Genomic DNA, 18,977 nt, shown 5'->3' with positions numbered 1-18,977 from the left:
GCCTCGCAATCATCGTAGGGGAGGCACCCGTGCGGCTGACAAGCGCGCAATCGCTCTAGGCGGTGGTCGGCGTTTCGGGATAGACGCGAATCTCCAGTGCGTGCCCGTCTGGGTCATCAAAGTAGATCGCCTCCGCTATGCCGCGCGCACCATAGCTGTGACCGACCATGCCGTTGCGCCGGTCGAATGGCGATCCGCCGTAGGGGATGCCGCGTTCCACCAGCCGCCCGTGGATGGCATCGAACGATGCGCGGTCCAGGCTGAAGGCGAAATGTTCGCTGTGCAGTTCGTCGGCCTGGCGCAGGTCGAGCGTGAGCGTGTCGTTCACGCGCACGATGTCGAACGGCCCCAGTTGCCCCTCGTGCGCGAACCCCAGCACCTGTGAATAGAACGCCACCGAACGGGCCATGTCGCGCACCCGCAGGATGGTGTGATCAAGCACAATCATGGCGAACCTCCTTCAGCCGACGTAGCGTGCGATGACCATGCACACCAGTGCGATGCCCAGCAGCGGCGCCGCCACGCGGTGCGCCAGTGCCGGCCGCTTGCGCAGTGCCCCTTGTGCCCCGGCGGCGGCAATGGCGGCCAGCGCGCCGAGCAGCAGCACCGTGCGCGGCCAGCCGAGCAGCCCGGCGTGGACCCAGGCGCCCAGCCCCAGGCCGGTCAGCACGGCCACGGTGGCGGCGCCCATCTGCGGGCGGAACATCACATCGGCATTGGCGCCGCCGGTGCGGGCGAGCATGAAGGTGGAGCCGGCCCAGAACACCGCGGCCATGGCATGAAGGGCGATTAGCAGAATCCATCCGAATTGCATGGCGACTCCTGGTTTGACGTGCAGCGATTGAGAGATGGTGCGGCGATGGCAGCCGCACAACACTTTGACATCGAATGATTCGATATCTATCATAGACCGCTATGAAGCCAATGCAAGTTCCTGTCGGATTTCTGCTCGCGCAAACGTCCAAGGTGGTCGGTCGCGCCTTTGACGACGCGCTGCAGGAGCGCGGCGGCACGCTGCCGGAGTGGTTGATCCTCAAGGCGCTGATGCAGGGCGGCCACCGCACGCAGGCTGAGCTGGCCACGACCGTGGGCGTGCAGGGCCCGACGCTCACGCATCACCTGAACGGGATGGAAAAGGCGGGGTTGCTGGTGCGCAGCCCGCTGCCGGACAACCGGCGCGTGCACCAGGTGGATCTCACCCCGGCGGGGCGGGCGCTGTTTTTGAAGCTGCGTGAGGCGGCAATCGCCTATGACGCGCGTTTGCGCGCCGGCATTGACGATGCCGATCTGGAGGTGTTCCGTGCTGTGCTGCGGCGCATGGCAGCCAACGTCGGCACCGAGGCTGAGCAGCCCGATGACGACACGGTCTGCTGACGCCTAGTCCGTCACCTCAAAGGCCGCTGCGTCCTGCAGCGCGTCCAGCCGATATGGCCGCTTGGGTTGGGTGGTCAGTGCCGTCATGGCTTGCAGCATCAGCCGCTCGCGCACGCTGGCCAGAAAATCGGCGCGATGGCGGCGCAGCACGAAGTCGCGGTAGTTGTCAGTCTCAAGCGCGCGCCAGGCGGTTTGGCGGGTGGCTTCGGAGCGCGTGCGCGCGGCATCCACAGCATCGGCCTCGATGACGGTGTTGGCATCGGTCAGGCGCGTGTAGCCGTAGCGGGCCATGTCGTCGCGGGCGAGCGTTTCAATGAGCGCGATCTCGTCCAGCGACAACTGCTGGTGGAACTTGTCGATGTTCGCGGTAATGGGCGCAAAGCAGTTGGACGTCCACAGTGCCGAGAGCTGCGAGAGCTGCCGCGCCTCGGTTGAGCGCGATACGTCCAGCATCTGCGGCAGGAAGTCGATCTCCAGGAATGCGCATACGCGGCGCAGCGTGGCCTCCTGATCGGTCAGGAAGTCCTCATAGCGGATGGTGAGCGTGCGCTCCGGATGCTTGGCGATGAGCGCGTTGGCAGCGCGGTGCGCGGCCACCCAGGTCTGCGTGTTCAGCTGCGTGTCGAAGTCGTGGATGATCGCGCGGTTCATCGACGCCACCTGCGCGCGCGGGTCGCGCACCACGTTCAGGAAGCGCATGTCGGGCAACAGCGTCATCAGCTCGTCGGCGTAGTGGACGCTGTCGAGCGACTTGTCCATGACCACGCGTGCGCCGTGTTGCGCGCCGGCGCGCAGCAGCAGTTCCCACACCACGCGATGCACGCTGCGCGGCGCGTCGCGCAGGGCTTCGAAAATCTCCACCGGGTCGAACACCACGCCGGGCCACTTGACCATGCTGGCCGCCTGCAGGCCGATCACATCGGTGACGAGGCGGAAGTAGGCGCGGTCGTCATCGAGGTTGCCGTACAGCGGCACGAGCGGCATGAAGTCGACGATGTGCAGCGGATATGGTGCGTAGAACGCCGGGTTGAAGTTCAGGCGCAGGCGCAGCGCGTGGCTGCCGCAGCGGCGCAGCGGAATCATCAGGACGGGGCGTGGGCGTGCGGTCATCGTGTGGTCTCCAGTGTGCAGACGTCCAGCCAGGAGGCCAGGTGCGCGTGCAATGCGGCGGTGGCGGCGGCCAGCGGCAGTACGCCGGTATCGAGCCGCAGCGATGGCGCGGTCGGCGGCTCGTATGGCGATGACACGCCGGTGAACTGCGGAATCTGCCCGTCGCGTGCGCGGGCGTACAGGCCTTTCGGGTCGCGTGCCTCGCATACATCGAGCGCGGTGCAGACATGCACTTCCACAAAGCGGTCGGCACCGATGATCTCGCGCGCCATCTCGCGGTCAGTGCGCAGCGGCGAGATGAACGCGGTGATGACGATGAGCCCCACGTCATTCATCAACCGGGCGACTTCTGCGGCGCGGCGCAGGTTCTCGGCGCGGTCCGCTTCGGAGAACCCGAGGTCATGGTTTAGGTGATGGCGCAGGTTGTCGCCGTCGAGCACGGCGCAGCGCTGGCGCGCGTCGTACAGGCGCTTCTCCAGCGCGTAGGCGAGGGTGGATTTGCCAGCGCCGCTCAAGCCCGTGAGCCACAGCGTGAGCGGCGCGTGGCCGAACTGGTGGGCGCGTGCATCGTCGGCCAGCGTGCTGGTGTGCCAGTAGACGTTGCGCGCGGCGGCGCCGGAAACTGCCGTGGTGGGCTTCATGTAGGGTGGGCTCCGTGTCAGGCCGGCAGCAGCGCGGGCTGGCGATGGCCGACACGCTGCGCCAGGGCGAGGTTCCGCGTCTGGTCGGCCAGCTTGAACACGCTCACCACGCGCACCAGGCGGGTGGTCTGCTCGCGCATCGATTCCGCCGCGGCGGCAGCTTCTTCGACGAGGGCGGCGTTCTGTTGTGTGACTTCGTCCATCTGCGCGATCGCGTGGTGGATCTGGTCGATACCGCCGGCCTGCTCGTCGGTGGCGCCCATGATCTCGGTCATGATGGCCGTCACGCGCTGGATGCTGGTCACCACGTCCTGCATGGTGGCGCCGGCCTGTTCGACCAGCGCATTGCCGGCCGCAACCTGGTTGACCGAGTCGCCAATCAGCAGCTTGATCTCCTTGGCGGCGGACGCCGAGCGCTGCGCCAGCCCGCGCACCTCGCTGGCAACCACGGCAAAGCCGCGCCCTTGCTCGCCGGCACGGGCGGCTTCCACGGCAGCATTGAGCGCGAGGATGTTGGTCTGGAACGCAATGCTGTCGATCACGCCGATGATCTCGCTCACCTTGCGCGCCGATTCGCTGATCGCGCCCATGGTGTTGACCACGCGTGCGACCACCGCGCCGCCTTGCGAGGCCACGTCGGCTGCCGTGGTAGCGAGCTGGTTGGCGTGCCGCGCGTGGTCGGCGTTCTGCTTGACGGTGGCGTTGAGTTCTTCCATTGATGCGGCGCATTCTTCCAGCGCGGAGGCCTGCTCCTGCGTGCGGGTCGACAGATCGAAGTTGCCTGTGGCGATCTGCTCTGACGCGGTGGCCAGCGTGTCGGTGCTGGTGTGCACCTGCTCGGCAATCGCGGCCAGGCTGTCGCGCATGCGTTTCATGGCGTGCATGAGGCTCGCCTGGTTGTCGCTGCGCGTGTGGATGACCACGGCCAGGTTGCCGCCCGCAATCTGCCCGGCAATGTCGGCCACGGTGCCAGGCTCGCCGCCCAGCTTGCGGATCAGCCCACGCGTGATGAGCGCGCTGGCCGCCAGGCTCACCAGCAGCGCCAGGCCGCTCAGCGCCAGCAGCCAGTAGCGGCTTTCGATATAGCTTGCCTTGGCCTTGGCGGTGTTCTCGTCGTTGAGCTTGTCTTCAAAGGCCTGCAGCTTGGCGAGCAGATCCCACCAGGTGCGCTGCACTGGGCGGAACTCGAAACGCAGCAGCTTGTAGGCCTCGTCCTTCTTGCCATCCAGGATCAATGCCTTGGTACGCGCAATATAGGGTGCCGCCAGTTCGGCCTGATGCTTAACCTGCGCGAACATGGCCTTCTCGTCCGGCGTGGTGTCGTCCAGCGTGGCGAACATGCGGCCGAGGTGGTTTTCGGCATCAGCGTATTCGCGCTCCTGGCTTTCAATGCGTTTCAGTTCAATCTGGATTTCATCGCGCTGTTCCAGCAGCACGATATTGCGGAAGGCCAGCGCGCGCTCGGTCACGCTGTTATGCATTTGCGCCGCCAGTTTGGCCTCCACGGCGTTGATCTCCGTGGTTTCTTCCATCAGGCGCCGAAAATCAGACATGCGTTGCAGGCTGAATACCGTGAGGAGGACAAGCAGGCTCATCGTCAGGCCGAATCCCAACGCCAGTTGGGTAGCCACCTTCATTTGCGAGAAACGCATGGTTGTCCCCATCGCGATTGATTAACGACAGCTGTAACGAACCGTTTGGCTGGAGCTTGAGTGATCTAAATCAAAATACCGAATATCAATATATGTGCGTCGAATTCGAATCACAAAATCGCACGCCGGATAATTTCAGGATTTTCACCAGATATAAATTGAATGAAATGAAGCGCATTGCATTGCGCAAAACATAAGCGTGTTGCGCAAACAAAAACGCCCGGTCAAAGCCGGGCGTTTTGTCTTTTGCGGAGCGGGTGCGATCAGACTGTGCGCTTTTGCGGCACCAGCGAGCGCCAGAAGCGCTGGCCGAAGCGGCGTGCATCGCGCAGGTTGCGCTTGAGCAGGTAATCCAGATCGGCCACTTGTTCGTCGATGGCTTCGGTCAGCAGGCTCATCGTGTCGGCGGGCGGCAGCTCCAGGTAGGCGTCGGCCTCACCGTACGCGTATTGCACGCGCATGCCGGCCTTCTTGGCGATGTGCATCATGGCCGCATTGCGCGACAGGCAGTGCATGTACAGCGTGCGCACCTTGGTGTTCTGGCCGTGCATGGCTGCACGCTGGAACAGCGCACTGCCCACGCCCTTGCCGCGTGCCGATTCCGACACCGACACGCCAAACTCCGCCACGCGCCCTTGCGGGTTGTCGCGCAGGTAGGCAAGGTGGCCGACGCCGACCAGCTCCAGGCGCTCGTTATAGACGCCGAAGACCTTGTCGTGGTCAAAGTCGATGCTGTCGACGTACGCTTCGATGACGTGATCCCGCACCACCTGGCCGAAACGCAGCAGGCGGTCTTCCTCGCCCAGGGCGAGCAGGTGTTTGAGCAGGCGCGAGCGATGGTGCGCGGCAAGCTCACGCACCAGCACGGTGGAACGCGGCGCGCCTTGCGCTGCTTCCGTCTTGTCGATGTCGTCCTGGGTGACGACGCCGATGGCCTTGCTCAGTTCGAGCGGGTTCACGACAACGTTTCCTATTCTGGGTACGCCCTTGTTTACAGGGCGACGGGGTGATGAATCGGGGGCGCGGGTGGCGCCTCCGGAGCACACAGTCGGGTGCAACTGGGTGTTGTGCAACGCACCATGCTATTGTAGGGCAATCAGGGATTTCCCGTAAGACTCGTGTCAGGCTTTCGCCAGAATTTCCCGCCAAATCATTGATTTATCGCAGACGAGCGCGGCTTCCAGGGTTGTGGTGTGTCCACAACGGAGGTTGCTGTGATGCACAAAAAGCGCCGCCGGAATCGCCTGATTTGCGCAAATGTGCGCCGTCGTTTCCGTGAAGCGTCGGGGCACCCTGTAACGCCGCTCCACAATAGCCGTGCGAAGATGCACGTTCAAGACGTCCCCGCCTCCTGATTTTCCATGACTCCGTCGCGCATTCTTGTGATCTACGCGCACCCTGCGCCGCGCCGTTCGCGCGCCAACAAGCCGCTTGCGCGCGCGCTGGCCAGCCTGCCGGGCGTGGCCATGCATGACCTCTACTGGCATTACCCTGATTTCGACATCGATGTGCGCATCGAGCAGGAAGCCGTGGAGGCCGCCGAGCTGATCGTCTTCCAGTTTCCGGTGCAGTGGTACGCCACGCCGTCGCTGCTCAAGGAGTGGCTGGACGTGGTGCTTGAGATGGGCTGGGCCTATGGGCCGGGCGGCATCGCGTTGCGGGGCAAGCATCTGATGGTGCTGGCCACGACCGGTGGCCGCGCCCACGCCTATAGCCAGACCGGCACCCACGGCTACACGTTCGACATGTTCCTGCTGCCGCTGCAGCGGACTGCTGCGCTGTGCGGCATGCAGTGGCAGCCGCCGCACGTGCTGCACGACGCCGACGATGCGTCACCGGAAGCCATTGACGCCCATATCGCCCAGGTGCGCGCCGCACTGCAGCCGTGGCTGCCGGACGACGCTGATTTCTCGGCCTGACGTTCCCGATTCTCCGTTTCTTGCCAGCCCATGCAATCGCACGACCTGCTCGTCAACTTCGTCATCTATCTGGCTGCGGCCGTGGCAGCGGTGCCGCTGGCGCGCCGGCTGGGGCTGGGCTCGGTGCTCGGCTATCTGCTGGCCGGGGTGATCGTGGGGCCGTGGGGGCTGCGGCTCATCACCAACGTGCAGTCGATCCTGGATTTCTCCGAGTTCGGCGTGGTGCTGATGATGTTCGTGATCGGGCTGGAGCTGGAGCCGGCGCGGCTGTGGTCGCTCCGGCGCAGCATTTTCGGTTACGGCGGGCTGCAGTTGGCGGTGTGCGCGCTGATGGTCGGGCTGGCGGTGATGGCGGTCGGCCACCCGTGGCGCGCGGCGGTGGTGGCTGGGCTGGGGCTGGCGCTGTCGTCCACGGCCATTGCGCTGGCCACCCTCGCCGAGCGCAACCTGATGCGCACGCCGGCGGGCACCGCCAGCTTCGGCATCCTGCTGTTCCAGGACATTGCGGCCATCCCGATGATCGCGCTGCTGCCACTGCTGGCGGCCGACGCGGGCGATGCCTCCGGCAGCCACAGCTGGATGGCGGCGGCCAAGGCCGTGGGCGTGGTGGCGGCGGTCATCTTTGGCGGGCGTACGGTCCTGCGGCCGGTGCTGCGCGCGATTGCCCGCACCAACATGCGCGAGATGTTCACCTCGTTCTCGCTGCTGCTGGTGGTGGGCATTGCGCTGCTGATGCACAGCGTGGGGTTGTCGATGGCGCTGGGCGCCTTCATTGCCGGTGTGCTGCTGGCTGATTCCGAATACCGCCACGCGCTGGAAACCGACATCGAGCCATTCAAGGGCCTGCTGCTCGGGTTGTTCTTCCTGGCCGTGGGCATGTCGATCGACTTTGGCGTGCTGATGCGCCAGCCGCTGGCGGTGGTGGTGCTGGTGGTGGTCTTCCTGGTGGTGAAGATTGGCGCACTGCGCCTGCTGGCCACGCGCTTCGGCATCGCGCGTGGCCAGGCGTGGCTGTTTGCGTTCCTGCTCTCGCAGGGCGGTGAATTTGCCTTTGTGGTGTTCGGGCCCAGCGTGGCAGGCGAGGTGCTGGGCGCGGAGACCACGGCCACGCTGAACCTGGTGGTGGCCCTGTCGATGGCGGCCACGCCACTGCTGCTGCTCTTTCACGACAAGATCCTCGTGCCGCGCCTGACCAGCGGAAAGAAGCGCTTGCCGGAGGCCATCGAGCCGCAGGACAACCAGGTCATCATCGCCGGCTTCGGCCGCTTCGGGCAGATCGTCGGCCGCATGCTGTACAGCCAGGGCTACAGCGCCACGGTGCTTGACCATGATCCTGATCAGATCGACATGCTGCGCCGCTTCGGCTTCAAGGTCTTCTACGGCGACGCCACGCGCATGGACCTGCTGGAAACCGCCGGCGCCGACAAGGCCCGCCTGATGGTCGTTGCCATCGACGACATGGAGACCAGCCTGGAGGTGGTCGACCGCGTGCGCGAGCGCTTCCCGCACCTGACGCTGTACGTGCGGGCACGCAACGTGTCGCACGTGTACCAGTTGCGCGACCGCGGTGTGGAGGTGATCGAGCGCGAGATGTTCGAGGGCTCGTTGATGCTCGGTCGACGCGTGCTGGAGGGGCTGGGCAAGGAGCCGTACGAGGCGCACCGCATTGCCCAGACGTTCCGCCGTCACACGCTCAATTCCATGGACCAGGTCTACCCGGTCTACCGAGATCAGAAGAAGCTGGTGTCGCTCGCCCAGCAGGGCCGTGACGAGCTGGCCGAGATGTTCCAGCGCGACCGCACGCAGCGCAAGCGCCTGCGCGAATCGGGCATGCCGTGGGGCGAGGGCAACGAGCACAACGACGTTGCCGACACCCAACCAGACGCCGATCTCGCCAACGAGATCGACGGCAGTGAACCCGCGACGCCCATCGATTGCCCGGCGCGTGCGGGCATTCGGCGCGAAGACTGACGCCCCGCGCCTGACGCATCAGCCGATCAGCTATACCAAAAAGGAGCGCTCTGGGCGCCCCTTCTGGATGGACTGATCAACGGCCCGATTGGCGTGAACTTAAACCGCCACGCTCACATTGCGGCGCAGCTCGCAGGTGGAGAGCGAGTCGGCTTCGCCACGCAGCAGCAACTGGCCGCTGCCGACCAGCTCGCGGCAGCGCCAGAAGACGAACCAGTCGCTGGCGAGCAGCCCATCGATGGCGCCCATGATGCTGCCGACCACGTCGCGCGCGCTGGCCCAGTCGGTCGGCACGTGCTCCAGGATCACTTCATCGACGGTGGCATACGACACGGGCACCAGCGTGTTGCCCTTCCACAGCCGCACGTCGGCGTTCTCGCGCACGGTTTGCTGCCACTCATACGCCAGGCGGCCGATGCGCAGCACCGATACCGGCGCGATGGTCGAGAACCGCCGTGCCAGTCGCGCACCCGAATACATGCCGATGGACGTGAGCGGCCCCTGGCCGTTGGGCGTTTCCAACTCGCGGGTGTCCATGCCGATTTCGTTGATCCGCTGCGGCGACTGACACAGGTGAAAGGCCACCCGGCGCAGCATGAGCTGATCTGACGCGCTCTGTCCGTGCCAGATCGCCACTTCAGTGGCGGCATCGCGCACGTCCGCCAGCGACGCGAGCGCATCGCGCATTTCGGCGGCGAAATCGATGCTGCTGGTGGGGGCCACACGCTGCCAGAAACCCGAGCGCGCCATGGCGACGCTATCGACGTCGGCCAGCGGCCCGACGGCGAGGTCGTCGCGCAGAACTACGACAGAATCGGGGCGGCCAGCCTGTGCGAGCGCCTGCTTGAGCGTGGCGCCGGCAACATCGCCGTTGACGACATGGATGTATTGCATGGCGGCAATTGTAGCGACAGTGTCAGCGGTGCGCTTTCGTTTCAGGTGCGTTTTTAGGCAGCACTGCCGATATTCCATTGCGTTGGGTCAGAAGCCCTATCCGAAGAGGGGATGGGCCCCAGGCAACCATCAGGCGGACATGAGAAAATCACGCTTTTGTTGCAGACCATAACTAAGAGACAGGTGAGGGAGCATCCATGAATGCCACGTTGTTGAAGAGGGGATTACGGCCGGTCATGTTCGTGGCGCTCGCCACGGTCGGTGCATTGGCTGCAGGCCAGGCGGCTGCGGTGCCGCCCGCTGAAATCTACAAGCGGGCCCAGCAGGAAAAGCCCGCGCTGATCGACACCATGAAGACGCTGGTGTCGATCGAATCGGGCAGCAAGGACATCGAAGGACTGGACAAGATTGCCGGCGTGATCGCAGACCGCCTGCGCCTGCTGGGGGGGGACGTCAAGCTGATCGACCCGAGCGACCACGCCTACCGCATGGCCGACACGCCCGAGAAGGTCGGCAAGATGGTGCTCGCGCGCTTCAAGGGCGAAGGCACGCGCAACATCATGCTGATCGCGCACATGGATACGGTGTACCTGAAGGGCATGCTCGCGCAGCAGCCGTTCCGCATCGACGGTGACCGCGCCTACGGCCTGGGCATTGCGGATGACAAGAACGGCGTGGCTGTCATCCTGCACACCGTGTCGATCCTGCAGGCGGTTGGCTTCAAGAAGTACGGCACGCTGACCGTGCTCATCAATGGCGACGAAGAAATCAGCTCGCCGGGCGCGCGCGCCATGCAGGCCAAGCTGGGCGCCGAACAAGATGCCGTATTTTCGTGCGAAGGCACGCGTGTGACCGCTGACAAGCTGTCGCTGGCCACCAGTGGCATCGGTGCCATCCTGCTCGATGTGAAGGGCAAGGCATCGCATGCCGGTGGCGCACCGGAGCAGGGCCGTAACGCGCTGTATGAACTGTCGCATCAGCTGCTGCAGATGCGTGATCTGTCCAATCCGCAGACCGGGCTCAAGGTCAACTGGACGGTGTCGCAGGCTGGCACCAACCGCAACGTGATCCCGGCCGTCGCCAGCGCCCAGGCAGATGTGCGCCTGCTGCGTGCGGCCGATGCCGACAAGCTGGAAGAGACCGTCAACGAGCGCATCAAGAACAAGCTGATCCCCGATACGCAGGTGAGCGCCAAGTTCGAGCGCCGCCGCCCGCCCCTGGAAGCCACGCCGGCTTCGCGCGCGCTGGCCGAGCATGCCCAGAAGATCTACGGTGAACTCGGCAAGACGCTAGAGATTGACGACAAGGCCGAGGGCGGCGGCACCGATGCCGCGTTTGCCGCATCGAAGACGAAGGCACCGGTGATCGAGCGCTTCGGCCTGGCCAGCTTTGGCGCGCACTCGAATGACGCCGAGTACGTCGATCTGAACTCCATCGTGCCGCGCCTGTACCTGCTCACGCGCATGGTCATGGATGTGTCGCGCGACCGTGTGGGCGTGACCAAGTAACGATCATCGCCATCCAATTAAGACGCGGGACGGTTGCCAATCGGCACCGTCCCGTTTTTTGTTGGGCACCTGACAGTGATGGAAAAGCCCCGCTGGTGCAACACCAGCGGGGCCGGATTGGGCCAAAGGCGGAAACGGAGGATGCCTGGAGACTGGCCCTTAACTAGAGAAAACTAGATAAAGCGTGCGAACAAAGCGCGCATTCCGTATCAACTCGGTACTGGATAACCGTAGACCGAGCCGCCGCCGTCGCGGGTGCGACCGGCCGGGTCGCTGCGCATGCCGTCCGAATACGGATCAAAGCGGCCGCTGCGCGCACCTTCCGTGTACGTGTCGAAGCGTCCGGTGCGGGCGCCATCGCTATAGACATCAAAACGTTCAGCGCGGGCGGCCTGCCCGAACACCTCCACGCGGCTGGCCTGCGCCCAAGCGCTGCCCGCCGCCAGGGCACCTGCCGCCAACAACGCGGCCATTCCAATCTGCTTGAGTCGCATGGCGAACTCCTTCTTCAACTGATTTTCGATGCTGTTTTAAGGCGTGGTCTTTTGACTGTCCTGCCACGGCCTGAAGCGTAGGTCAGAGGGGTGGCCGTATCCACAGTGGTGCGACGAACGGTTTGTTGTGAGCGCCGAAATGATGCAAGTCAGCGTGAATGGCGCTGAAAAACGCGCCAATGGCAGAGCAGTGGGGGAGGGGGCTCAACCTTTTTGCCTAATCAGGGAATATTTGAAATCCGTGAACCAGTCTTGGTGCACCACAGCAGGGCACGACGAGCCGGCAAGCCTTGCCGGAGGCTGTTTTGGTGCGCCGCATTAAGAGCGATGCGTGCGTACCACACTTGGCGGGGCGATTCTGTGAATTGCTTTGCCCGGCATAAGGGCTTTTGTTAAATTTGCGCGGCACTTCCGACACGGAAGCAAAGGAAACGGAGGAGCCCAACCTCATGCACACGGGGGCGGGCGGTTTGAGACAACTCTTTTATTACGAGCCCACATGAAAAAGTCTGCCATTCTGGTTGCAGTCGGCGCCCTGTTCGCAGGTTCCGCTTATGCCCAATCGAGCGTGACGCTGTACGGTATTGTCGATACCAGCATTCACTACATCAACAACGCCAACCAAGCTGGCAACAGCGTGACCCAGATGGAAAGCGGCGCTGTGTCGAACAGCCGCTGGGGCCTGAAGGGCTCGGAAGATCTGGGCGGTGGTAACAAGGCGCTGTTCGTGCTGGAAAGCGGTTTCAATTCCGATTCGGGCACCATGAGCAGCAAGGGTACGCTGTTCAATCGTCAATCGTTCGTGGGCCTGTCCAACAAGGACCTGGGCACCATCACGCTGGGCCGTCAATACAACTTCGGCTTCACGATGGGTGGCAACTTCGATCCGCTGGGCGTGGGTAACTACGACGGCAACTCGTGGGTGTTCTACGGTCTGACCGGCCTGCGTGAATCGAACATGCTGAAGTACGAGAACAAGATCAACGGCCTGTACGTTGGTCTGGGCTACGGCTTCGGCGAAGTGCCGGGCAGCGCCAGCCAGAACCAGTACCTGGGCGCAGCCCTGTCGTATGAATTCGGCCCGGCCCTGATCGGCGGCCTGTACCAGCAACATAAGGACGTGGCTGGCAACAAGCAGTCGGTGTGGAGCATCGGTGGTAACTACACCATCGGACCGGCAAAGCTGTACCTGGGCTACATCGACAGCAGCGACGCCACCGGTTGCGTGAACAGCTCGAACAACTGCGTCGGCAACAGCGCCTTCGGCCTGAACATCTACGGCAACGCCACGACGGGTGCTGGCCTGACCCCGGGCGCCACGAAGCGTCGTGACAAGGTTGCCCTGGGTGGCGTGACGTACCAAGTCACCCCGGCACTGGCTCTGACGGGCGCGTTCTACTACGACAAGATCAGCAACGCTGCGCTGACCGCCGGCAACGACGGCAAGCGCTACACCGCTGTGCTGCTGGCCGAGTACGCTCTGTCGAAGCGCACGCAAGTGTATGGCACGATTGACTACAACAAGGTCAAGGACGCAGCGCTGCCGGAACTGTCGGGTGGCGGCAACGCAACCGGCGTCGGCAAGTCGAACCAGACCAGCGCTGGCGTGGGTATCCGCCACATCTTCTAATCGACGCAGTCACTCGATTGGGAACGGAAAAGGCGCCTTCGGGCGCCTTTTCTTTTTCCTTGTCGTCCAGGCGTGACCCAGCAAGACTGCCTGGGCATCCGCCTACAATGGCACCTTCTGATGCCTTTCTTCTGTGCCAGCCATGACTGCAGAACGTTCCATCCGTCGTCGTCTGATTGCATCTGCTGTGCTGGTGTGTGCTGGCGCTTCGCTGCTCGCACCAGTGCCTGTGCAGGCGCAGGACTATCCGGTCAAGCCGATCCGCGTCATCGTGGCGTACCCGACCGGTGGGATTTCCGACAACGTGGCGCGCGCACTGGGCGAGAAGCTCTCGACCCAGCTCGGTCAGCCGGTGGTGGTCGAGAACCGCGCCGGCGCCGGCGGCAGCATCGGCATGGATGCGGTGGCCAAGGCGGCGCCCGATGGCTATACGCTGGGCTTTTCGTCGGTGAGTCCGCTCACGCTCAACCCGCATTTCAGCAAGTTGCCGTATGACCCGCAGAAGGACATCGCGCCGGTGGCCAACGTCATGTACGCACCGATGATCCTGCTGGGAACGTCATCGTTCACGGGCAAGAGCTTTGCCGACATGCTGGGCCAGTCGCGCGCCAAGCCAGGTTCGATCCGCTGGTCGACGTCGGGTCTGGGCACGGTGGGGCATCTGGCGCTGGAGCAGATCAAAACGCAGGCGCGTGTCGATATCACGCTGATTCCCTACAAGGGCGGTGGCCAGCAACTGACCGACGCCCTGGGCGGGCAGGTGGAGGTGATGTCGACCAACGTGGGGCCGACGCTGATGCAACACATCGCCAGTGGCAAGCTGCGGCCCCTGGCCGTGGGCGCGCCGCACCGGCTCGATGCGCTGCCGAACGTGCCGACCTTTGCGGAGCTCGGCTACGCCAAGGCCAACATGGCGTCGACCTTTGGCGTGTTCGCGCCGGCCAAGACACCCGCACCGGTCATCACGCGGTTGAATATGGAGATCAACAAGGCGCTGGCAGCGCCCGACTTGCGTGACCGGCTCACGCAGGCGGCGGTGGTGCCTGCCGGCGGCACGCCCGAACAGTTTGCTGCCGCCATCCGCGCGGAATACGACAGCAACGGCCGCATCGTGCGCGCCGCGGGCATCAAGGAGCAGTAAGGCTCAGGCCGTAAATCGGTAACCGACGCCGACTTCGGTCAGCAGGTACTCGGGCCGTGCCGGGTCGCGCTCGAGCTTGTGGCGCAGGTGGCCCATGTAGATGCGCAGATAGTGGCTGCTGTCGGAGTGCGCGGGGCCCCAGACTTCACGCAGCAATTCCCGGTGGGTCATCACCGTGCCGCGCCGGCCGAGCAGCACCGCCAGCAGGCGATACTCGATGGGCGTGAGGTGCACGGCCTCGCCGTTGCGGGTGACCAGGCGGCGCGCCAGGTCCACCTCCACCTCACCAAAGCGGATGACGCTGCCGCCGTCTTCGCCGCGCTTGGCGTGTCGGCGCAGCAGCACGCGCAGGCGTGCAATCAGTTCGCCCACGCCAAAGGGTTTGGTCAGGTAGTCGTCCGCACCGGCATCGAGCGCGTCGATCTTATCGCGCTCATCCACGCGGGCCGATAGCACCAGCACCGGCACCTCCGTCCAGGTGCGCAGCTCGCGGATCAACTGCATGCCGTCGCCATCGGGCAGGCCGAGGTCGAGGATCACCGCATCTGGCTGGCGCGTGCCGGCTTCGATCAGGCCGCGCTCGACGCGGTCGGCTTCATGGACTTCGCAGCCTTCTTCCTCCAGCGCGGCGCGGACGAAGCGGCGAATGTGCGGCTCGTCGTCGATGACGAGGACGGTGGGCGTGAATGTGAACGGCATGGCACGCATTGTAGAGCGGCGCCCGAAAAACAAAAACGGACCCCGCAGGGTCCGTTTGCATTGGCGAGTGGCCAGCCTGTGTGGCTTAGGCCTTCTTCGCCCAGGCGCTGCACCAGCCCTTGTTGGCAACGTCCTTGCCGGCGAACAGCGGGCAGCCGCCTTGTGCAGCCGTACCACCTTGGTACAGGGCGCAGTTGCCGCAGTGTTGATCTGCCGCGTGCTTCGGGAACTTGGCTTTGTCGACCTTGGTGGTGTCAGCCTTGTAGCCGAGGGCAGCGGCTTGCGGGTCGGTCTCCGCCACCATCGGTGCTGCCAGAGCCAGGTCCGACATCGACATGACGGCGCCTGCGGCGGCCACGATGGGGATGCTCTTCAGGAATTGACGACGATTGGACATGCTGATTCCTTTTGTGGGAGTGTGTTGTGTGGCGTCCCTTGCCGCGCGGGTGCTTGTGCACCGGCTCGCCCTAGGGGACAGCGGACGGCGTCGGCGCGCCATTTTCCCGCTCGTGCATTCTGGCACAGCAATCGGCCGGAGGCACCTGCGTCTGGTCAATGTTCCCCATACCTGCATGCAGCAATCGCTGACCAATGTGTTCGGTAATGCGGTCAGCGAACGCGTGCCGCTATGCCGTGTGGCTGAGGGATTACGCGGCAATGGGGCTTGCCATCCCCTATCTGGTTGGCGGCGTTCATCGACGCATCTGTCGGCTGCCCGCAGGGGATGGCAATTTGTCGCATGGGTCAGGCCAGCAGGTCGCGCAGCGCCTTTAAGAATGCGTCGCATTCATCATCGGTGCCGACGGTGATGCGCAGATGCTGGTCAATGCGCGGTAGCTTGAAATGCCGCACGAAGATCTCCCGCGCCTTCAGGCTCGCCGCAAGCGTGGCGGCATCGTGTGCCGGATGGCGCGCGAAGACGAAGTTCGCTGCCGAGGGTACGACCTCGAACCCCAGGGCTTGCAAGGCCTGCATCAGGCGATCGCGGCTGGCGATCACGCGTGTGCAGGTGGAGCGGAAATAGGCGTCATCTTCGTAGGCCGCCTGGGCCGCGACCTGTGCAAGGCGGTCCAGCGGGTATGAGTTGAAGCTGTCCTTCACGCGGTTGAGCGCTTCGATGAGCGCCGCATGCCCGAACGCGAATCCGACCCGCATACCCGCGAGCGAGCGGGATTTGGACGTCGTATGGACGACCAGCAGGTTCGGATAGCGATCGACCAGCGTGACTGCCGACTGGGCGCCGAAATCCACATACGCCTCGTCGATCACGACCACCGACGACGGGTTGGCCGCGACGATCCGTTCGACCTCCGCCAGCGGCAAGGCGTGGCCGGTCGGCGCGTTCGGGTTCGGGAACAGCACGCCGCCCGCGTCGCCAAGATAGTCGTTGGCGTTGATCGAAAAGTCCGCGGCCAGCGGCATCACCGTGCACTGCACGCCGTATAGCCGCGCGTACGTCGGGTAGAAGCTGTACGAGATGTCGGGAAAGCGCAGCGGCTTGTCGTGCTTGAGTAGCGCGTGGAATACGTGCGCCAGCACTTCATCCGAGCCGTTGCCCGCGAACACCTGCTCGGGCTGCAAGCCGTGATGGGCGGCGACCGTCTCGCGCAGCCGGCGCGACAGCGGATCGGGGTAGCGTCGCAGGCTGTCGCCGGTGCTGCCCAGTTCGCGGGCAATGGCCTCAGCGACACGCGGCGACGGCGGGTAGGGGTTCTCGTTGGTGTTCAGCTTGATCGGGTGCGCCAGCGCAGGCTGTTCGCCCGGTACGTACGGCACCAGTTGCTGAACCACATCGCTCCAGTAACGGCTCACTGCTCGACTCCTGACGGGTGGATTTCCCAGCGTGCCTGATCTGCGATCGACGGAATGGGGGGATCGCGAAGGAGGGCGGGGAAGGGGGCTTGATAGTGCTTGGCACCGCGTTTGGCAGCGGCGCCATAGATTGCGGCAAAAATGCGATTCAGGCGCGAAAACGCCTCAAAATTTTGCGCGATTCAGTGAGTGTTTGGCGCGCCCGGCTGGGATCGAACCAGCAACCCCTGCCTTCGGAGGGCAGTACTCTATCCATTGAGCTACGGGCGCACATCGGCACAGAACGCGCCGAAAGAGAAGCCCCGCAGGATAACGTATTTGCGTTCAGGCGTCCATCGCGCCCAGGTCAGGGCGCTTGATGCAACGCCGTTTCCAGTGGTTTTTGACGCAGGTCGAAAAGCGCTGCCTAGGGCTCTCCCGCGTGTCAAACGGCTTGGCATTGCGGATATAATCGCCCGTCATTTGCCAGAAAAACAAGCGGGGACAGGTCTGTTCGGGCCAATGGGGCACGTCCCAAGGTCTTCCTGCCCTCATTGCGACCCCACGGGGCCCCACGCACTGCCGGCGATGCTCGCGACTCCTGCCGGTGGCGCTCTGAGGTTCCAAGAGCGGTTCCACCATCCTGAGAGTTGATGAGCATGAGCGACGCGCAGCACGACGAACACGAGCCCCTGATCAAGACCCCCAAGCAGCTGATCATCGCGGTGATCGCCGCCTTTGCCGTTCCCATCCTCATTATCATTCTGCTGGCCAACTACGTTGGCATGGGCGCCAAGGAAGGCGCCGGCGGCTCGGGCATGTCCGAAGAGGCCGTCAACGATCGCATCAAGCCCGTTGCGCAGCTTGACCTGAAAGACCCGAACGCACCGCGCGTCTTCAAGACGGGCGAGCAGCTCTACAAGGAAGTCTGCGCGACCTGCCACGCTGCCGGTGTGGCTGGTGCCCCCAAGTTTGGTGATGCGGCCGGCTGGGGCCCGCGTCTGTCGCAGGGCCTGGATGGCCTGACCAAGGTTGCACTGGCCGGCAAGGGCGGGATGCCTGCGCGCGGCGGCACGTCACCTGACGACGTGAGCGACTACGAAATCGAACGTGCCATCGTCTATATGGCCAACTCCGGCGGCGGCAAGCTGCAGGAGCCGGCCGCACCGGCAGGTGGCGCTGCCGCTCCGGCGGCTGCTTCGGCACCGGAAGCCGCGGCCCCGGCTGCAGCACCGGCAGCTGCAGCAGCGCCCGCACCGGCTGCTGCGCCGGCCGCCGCCGCTGCACCGCAAGCTTCGACGGGTGACGTTGGCAAGAAGGTCTACGACTCGACCTGCCAGATGTGCCACGCGGCGGGTGTGGCTGGCGCGCCCAAGTTTGGCGACAAGGCTGCCTGGGCACCGCGTATTGCTGAAGGTAAGGCGAAGATGTACGACATCGCGCTGCACGGCAAGGGCGCCATGCCCCCCAAGGGCACCTACGCCGGCTCCGACGATGACGTGAAGGCCGCCGTGGACTACATGGCCGCTGCAGCCAAGTAAGTCGTCACTCTCGTTTCTCGAAGAAGCCCGCCCAGTGCGGGCTTTTTTGTTGCCTGCCAAAGCAGGCGCCCCCTGGGCATGCTGATTGCTCACCTATGCTTGATGTGCGGAGCCCGGTGCCGCCAAATGGCAAACGGCATCGCTCCCCACGCGCCCAGGTAGATGCAAACGGAGGTTGCCATGCGAAGGGATCGAAGGTCATTGACCGACTGCTACTGGGCGGCATTCGCCCTGGTGCTCTGCGGCTCGGCTGCCATGGCGGCCGATAACTGGGTCAAGCTATCCCCGCTGGCTGACAACGCCGGCACGCTCTACCTGGACAAGGATTCCATCGAGCGCAACAAGGATGGCACCGTGCGTGCCACCTCGCGCGACGCCTATGACACGCCGCGCAAGCTCGCCGACGGCGTCGCGTACCAATACGACTCGCGCACGTCGGTCTACGACTGCAAGAACGAACGCGTCCTGCCAGTCAGTGCACTGATCCAGGACAGCCAGCATGCCACCATCCTCTCCAAGAACATTGACGACCCCCGCTGGGAACCCGTCACGCCGCGCACGGAAGGGGAGGCCGTTCTGCGCGCGGTCTGTCTGCTGAAATAGAACCGTCGT

The 18,977-nt window shown here is 64.4% G+C and carries 19 protein-coding genes and 1 tRNA gene; 8 read left to right on the top strand and 12 right to left on the bottom strand.

Going from position 1 to position 18,977, the window contains the following annotated elements:
- Positions 1-55 precede the first annotated feature (55 nt).
- Together ACS13N_RS06070 and ACS13N_RS06065 are read right to left on the bottom strand one after the other, a co-directional pair.
- A complete protein-coding gene (locus ACS13N_RS06070) occupies positions 56-448 on the bottom strand; it encodes a VOC family protein (RefSeq protein WP_438930814.1) in 393 nt (130 codons plus the stop codon).
- 12 nt (positions 449-460) lie between these two features.
- Positions 461-814, bottom strand: coding sequence for a hypothetical protein (locus ACS13N_RS06065; RefSeq protein ID WP_438930813.1), 354 nt, complete (start codon positions 812-814; stop codon positions 461-463).
- 101 nt (positions 815-915) lie between these two features.
- Here ACS13N_RS06065 and ACS13N_RS06060 point away from each other — a divergent pair, with 101 nt between their 5' ends.
- The gene (locus ACS13N_RS06060) at positions 916-1,374 is read left to right on the top strand and encodes a MarR family winged helix-turn-helix transcriptional regulator (RefSeq protein ID WP_438930812.1); all 459 of its coding nucleotides are present in this window, start codon (positions 916-918) and stop codon (positions 1,372-1,374) included.
- A gap of 3 nt (positions 1,375-1,377) precedes the next feature.
- Here ACS13N_RS06060 and ACS13N_RS06055 read toward each other — a convergent pair whose 3' ends face one another.
- The 4 genes from ACS13N_RS06055 to ACS13N_RS06040 form a co-directional block, all read right to left on the bottom strand.
- Positions 1,378-2,484, bottom strand: a complete 1,107-nt coding sequence (locus tag ACS13N_RS06055) for a sulfotransferase family protein (RefSeq protein WP_438930811.1) — start codon at positions 2,482-2,484, stop codon at positions 1,378-1,380.
- A complete protein-coding gene (gene cysC / locus ACS13N_RS06050) occupies positions 2,481-3,125 on the bottom strand; it encodes an adenylyl-sulfate kinase (protein WP_438930810.1) in 645 nt (214 codons plus the stop codon). The genes ACS13N_RS06055 and cysC overlap by 4 nt, the downstream gene beginning before the upstream one ends.
- 17 nt (positions 3,126-3,142) lie before the next feature.
- On the bottom strand, positions 3,143-4,777 hold the full coding sequence (locus ACS13N_RS06045) for a methyl-accepting chemotaxis protein (protein WP_438930809.1): 1,635 nt from the start codon (positions 4,775-4,777) through the stop codon (positions 3,143-3,145).
- A gap of 263 nt (positions 4,778-5,040) precedes the next feature.
- Positions 5,041-5,736: a GNAT family N-acetyltransferase gene (locus ACS13N_RS06040; RefSeq protein WP_021197288.1), complete on the bottom strand. Its 696-nt coding sequence runs from the start codon at positions 5,734-5,736 to the stop codon at positions 5,041-5,043.
- 402 nt (positions 5,737-6,138) lie between these two features.
- Here ACS13N_RS06040 and ACS13N_RS06035 point away from each other — a divergent pair, with 402 nt between their 5' ends.
- Together ACS13N_RS06035 and kefC are read left to right on the top strand one after the other, a co-directional pair.
- On the top strand, positions 6,139-6,696 hold the full coding sequence (locus ACS13N_RS06035; RefSeq protein WP_438930808.1) for an NAD(P)H-dependent oxidoreductase: 558 nt from the start codon (positions 6,139-6,141) through the stop codon (positions 6,694-6,696).
- Positions 6,697-6,726: 30 nt separating this feature from the next.
- Complete coding sequence (kefC, locus tag ACS13N_RS06030; protein WP_438930807.1) at positions 6,727-8,667, top strand: glutathione-regulated potassium-efflux system protein KefC; 1,941 nt, start codon at positions 6,727-6,729, stop codon at positions 8,665-8,667.
- Between the two features lie 99 nt (positions 8,668-8,766).
- Here the strand turns inward: kefC and ACS13N_RS06025 are convergent, their stop codons facing one another.
- Positions 8,767-9,561, bottom strand: a complete 795-nt coding sequence (locus ACS13N_RS06025; RefSeq protein WP_438930806.1) for a DUF1835 domain-containing protein — start codon at positions 9,559-9,561, stop codon at positions 8,767-8,769.
- 197 nt (positions 9,562-9,758) lie between these two features.
- Here ACS13N_RS06025 and ACS13N_RS06020 point away from each other — a divergent pair, with 197 nt between their 5' ends.
- Positions 9,759-11,069 (top strand): M20/M25/M40 family metallo-hydrolase, encoded by a 1,311-nt coding sequence (locus ACS13N_RS06020; RefSeq protein WP_438930805.1) that lies wholly within the window; start codon positions 9,759-9,761, stop codon positions 11,067-11,069.
- A 209-nt stretch (positions 11,070-11,278) separates the two neighbouring features.
- Here the strand turns inward: ACS13N_RS06020 and ACS13N_RS06015 are convergent, their stop codons facing one another.
- Positions 11,279-11,563, bottom strand: coding sequence for a hypothetical protein (locus ACS13N_RS06015; protein WP_031330111.1), 285 nt, complete (start codon positions 11,561-11,563; stop codon positions 11,279-11,281).
- Positions 11,564-12,062: 499 nt separating this feature from the next.
- Here ACS13N_RS06015 and ACS13N_RS06010 point away from each other — a divergent pair, with 499 nt between their 5' ends.
- Together ACS13N_RS06010 and ACS13N_RS06005 are read left to right on the top strand one after the other, a co-directional pair.
- Complete coding sequence (locus ACS13N_RS06010) at positions 12,063-13,193, top strand: porin (RefSeq protein WP_438930804.1); 1,131 nt, start codon at positions 12,063-12,065, stop codon at positions 13,191-13,193.
- 142 nt (positions 13,194-13,335) lie between these two features.
- The gene (locus tag ACS13N_RS06005; protein WP_438930803.1) at positions 13,336-14,334 is read left to right on the top strand and encodes a Bug family tripartite tricarboxylate transporter substrate binding protein; all 999 of its coding nucleotides are present in this window, start codon (positions 13,336-13,338) and stop codon (positions 14,332-14,334) included.
- Between the two features lie 3 nt (positions 14,335-14,337).
- On the opposite strand, the gene kdpE is transcribed toward ACS13N_RS06005, so the two are convergent.
- The 4 genes from kdpE to ACS13N_RS05985 all read right to left on the bottom strand — a co-directional run bounded on the left by kdpE (position 14,338) and on the right by ACS13N_RS05985 (position 17,115).
- Positions 14,338-15,042 carry a two-component system response regulator KdpE gene (gene kdpE / locus ACS13N_RS06000; protein WP_039599490.1) on the bottom strand — a complete coding sequence of 235 codons (705 nt, stop codon included), beginning with the start codon at positions 15,040-15,042 and terminating at the stop codon, positions 14,338-14,340.
- A 76-nt stretch (positions 15,043-15,118) separates the two neighbouring features.
- Positions 15,119-15,430 (bottom strand): high-potential iron-sulfur protein, encoded by a 312-nt coding sequence (locus ACS13N_RS05995; protein WP_021197298.1) that lies wholly within the window; start codon positions 15,428-15,430, stop codon positions 15,119-15,121.
- Positions 15,431-15,777: 347 nt separating this feature from the next.
- A complete protein-coding gene (gene hisC, locus ACS13N_RS05990; RefSeq protein WP_438930802.1) occupies positions 15,778-16,845 on the bottom strand; it encodes a histidinol-phosphate transaminase in 1,068 nt (355 codons plus the stop codon).
- A 194-nt stretch (positions 16,846-17,039) separates the two neighbouring features.
- Positions 17,040-17,115: transfer RNA gene (locus ACS13N_RS05985), tRNA-Arg, on the bottom strand.
- A gap of 368 nt (positions 17,116-17,483) precedes the next feature.
- Here ACS13N_RS05985 and ACS13N_RS05980 point away from each other — a divergent pair.
- On the top strand, positions 17,484-18,365 hold the full coding sequence (locus ACS13N_RS05980; RefSeq protein ID WP_438932799.1) for a c-type cytochrome: 882 nt from the start codon (positions 17,484-17,486) through the stop codon (positions 18,363-18,365).
- A 180-nt stretch (positions 18,366-18,545) separates the two neighbouring features.
- Complete coding sequence (locus ACS13N_RS05975; protein WP_438930801.1) at positions 18,546-18,968, top strand: surface-adhesin E family protein; 423 nt, start codon at positions 18,546-18,548, stop codon at positions 18,966-18,968.
- Positions 18,969-18,977: the final 9 nt, after the last annotated feature.

It is taken from the genome of Ralstonia sp. 24A2 (assembly GCF_051783885.1).
Taxonomy (GTDB): Bacteria; Pseudomonadota; Gammaproteobacteria; order Burkholderiales; family Burkholderiaceae; genus Ralstonia.
The sequence above is the reverse complement of the archived record's forward strand: the minus strand, read 5'-3'. Positions and strand labels throughout refer to the sequence as shown.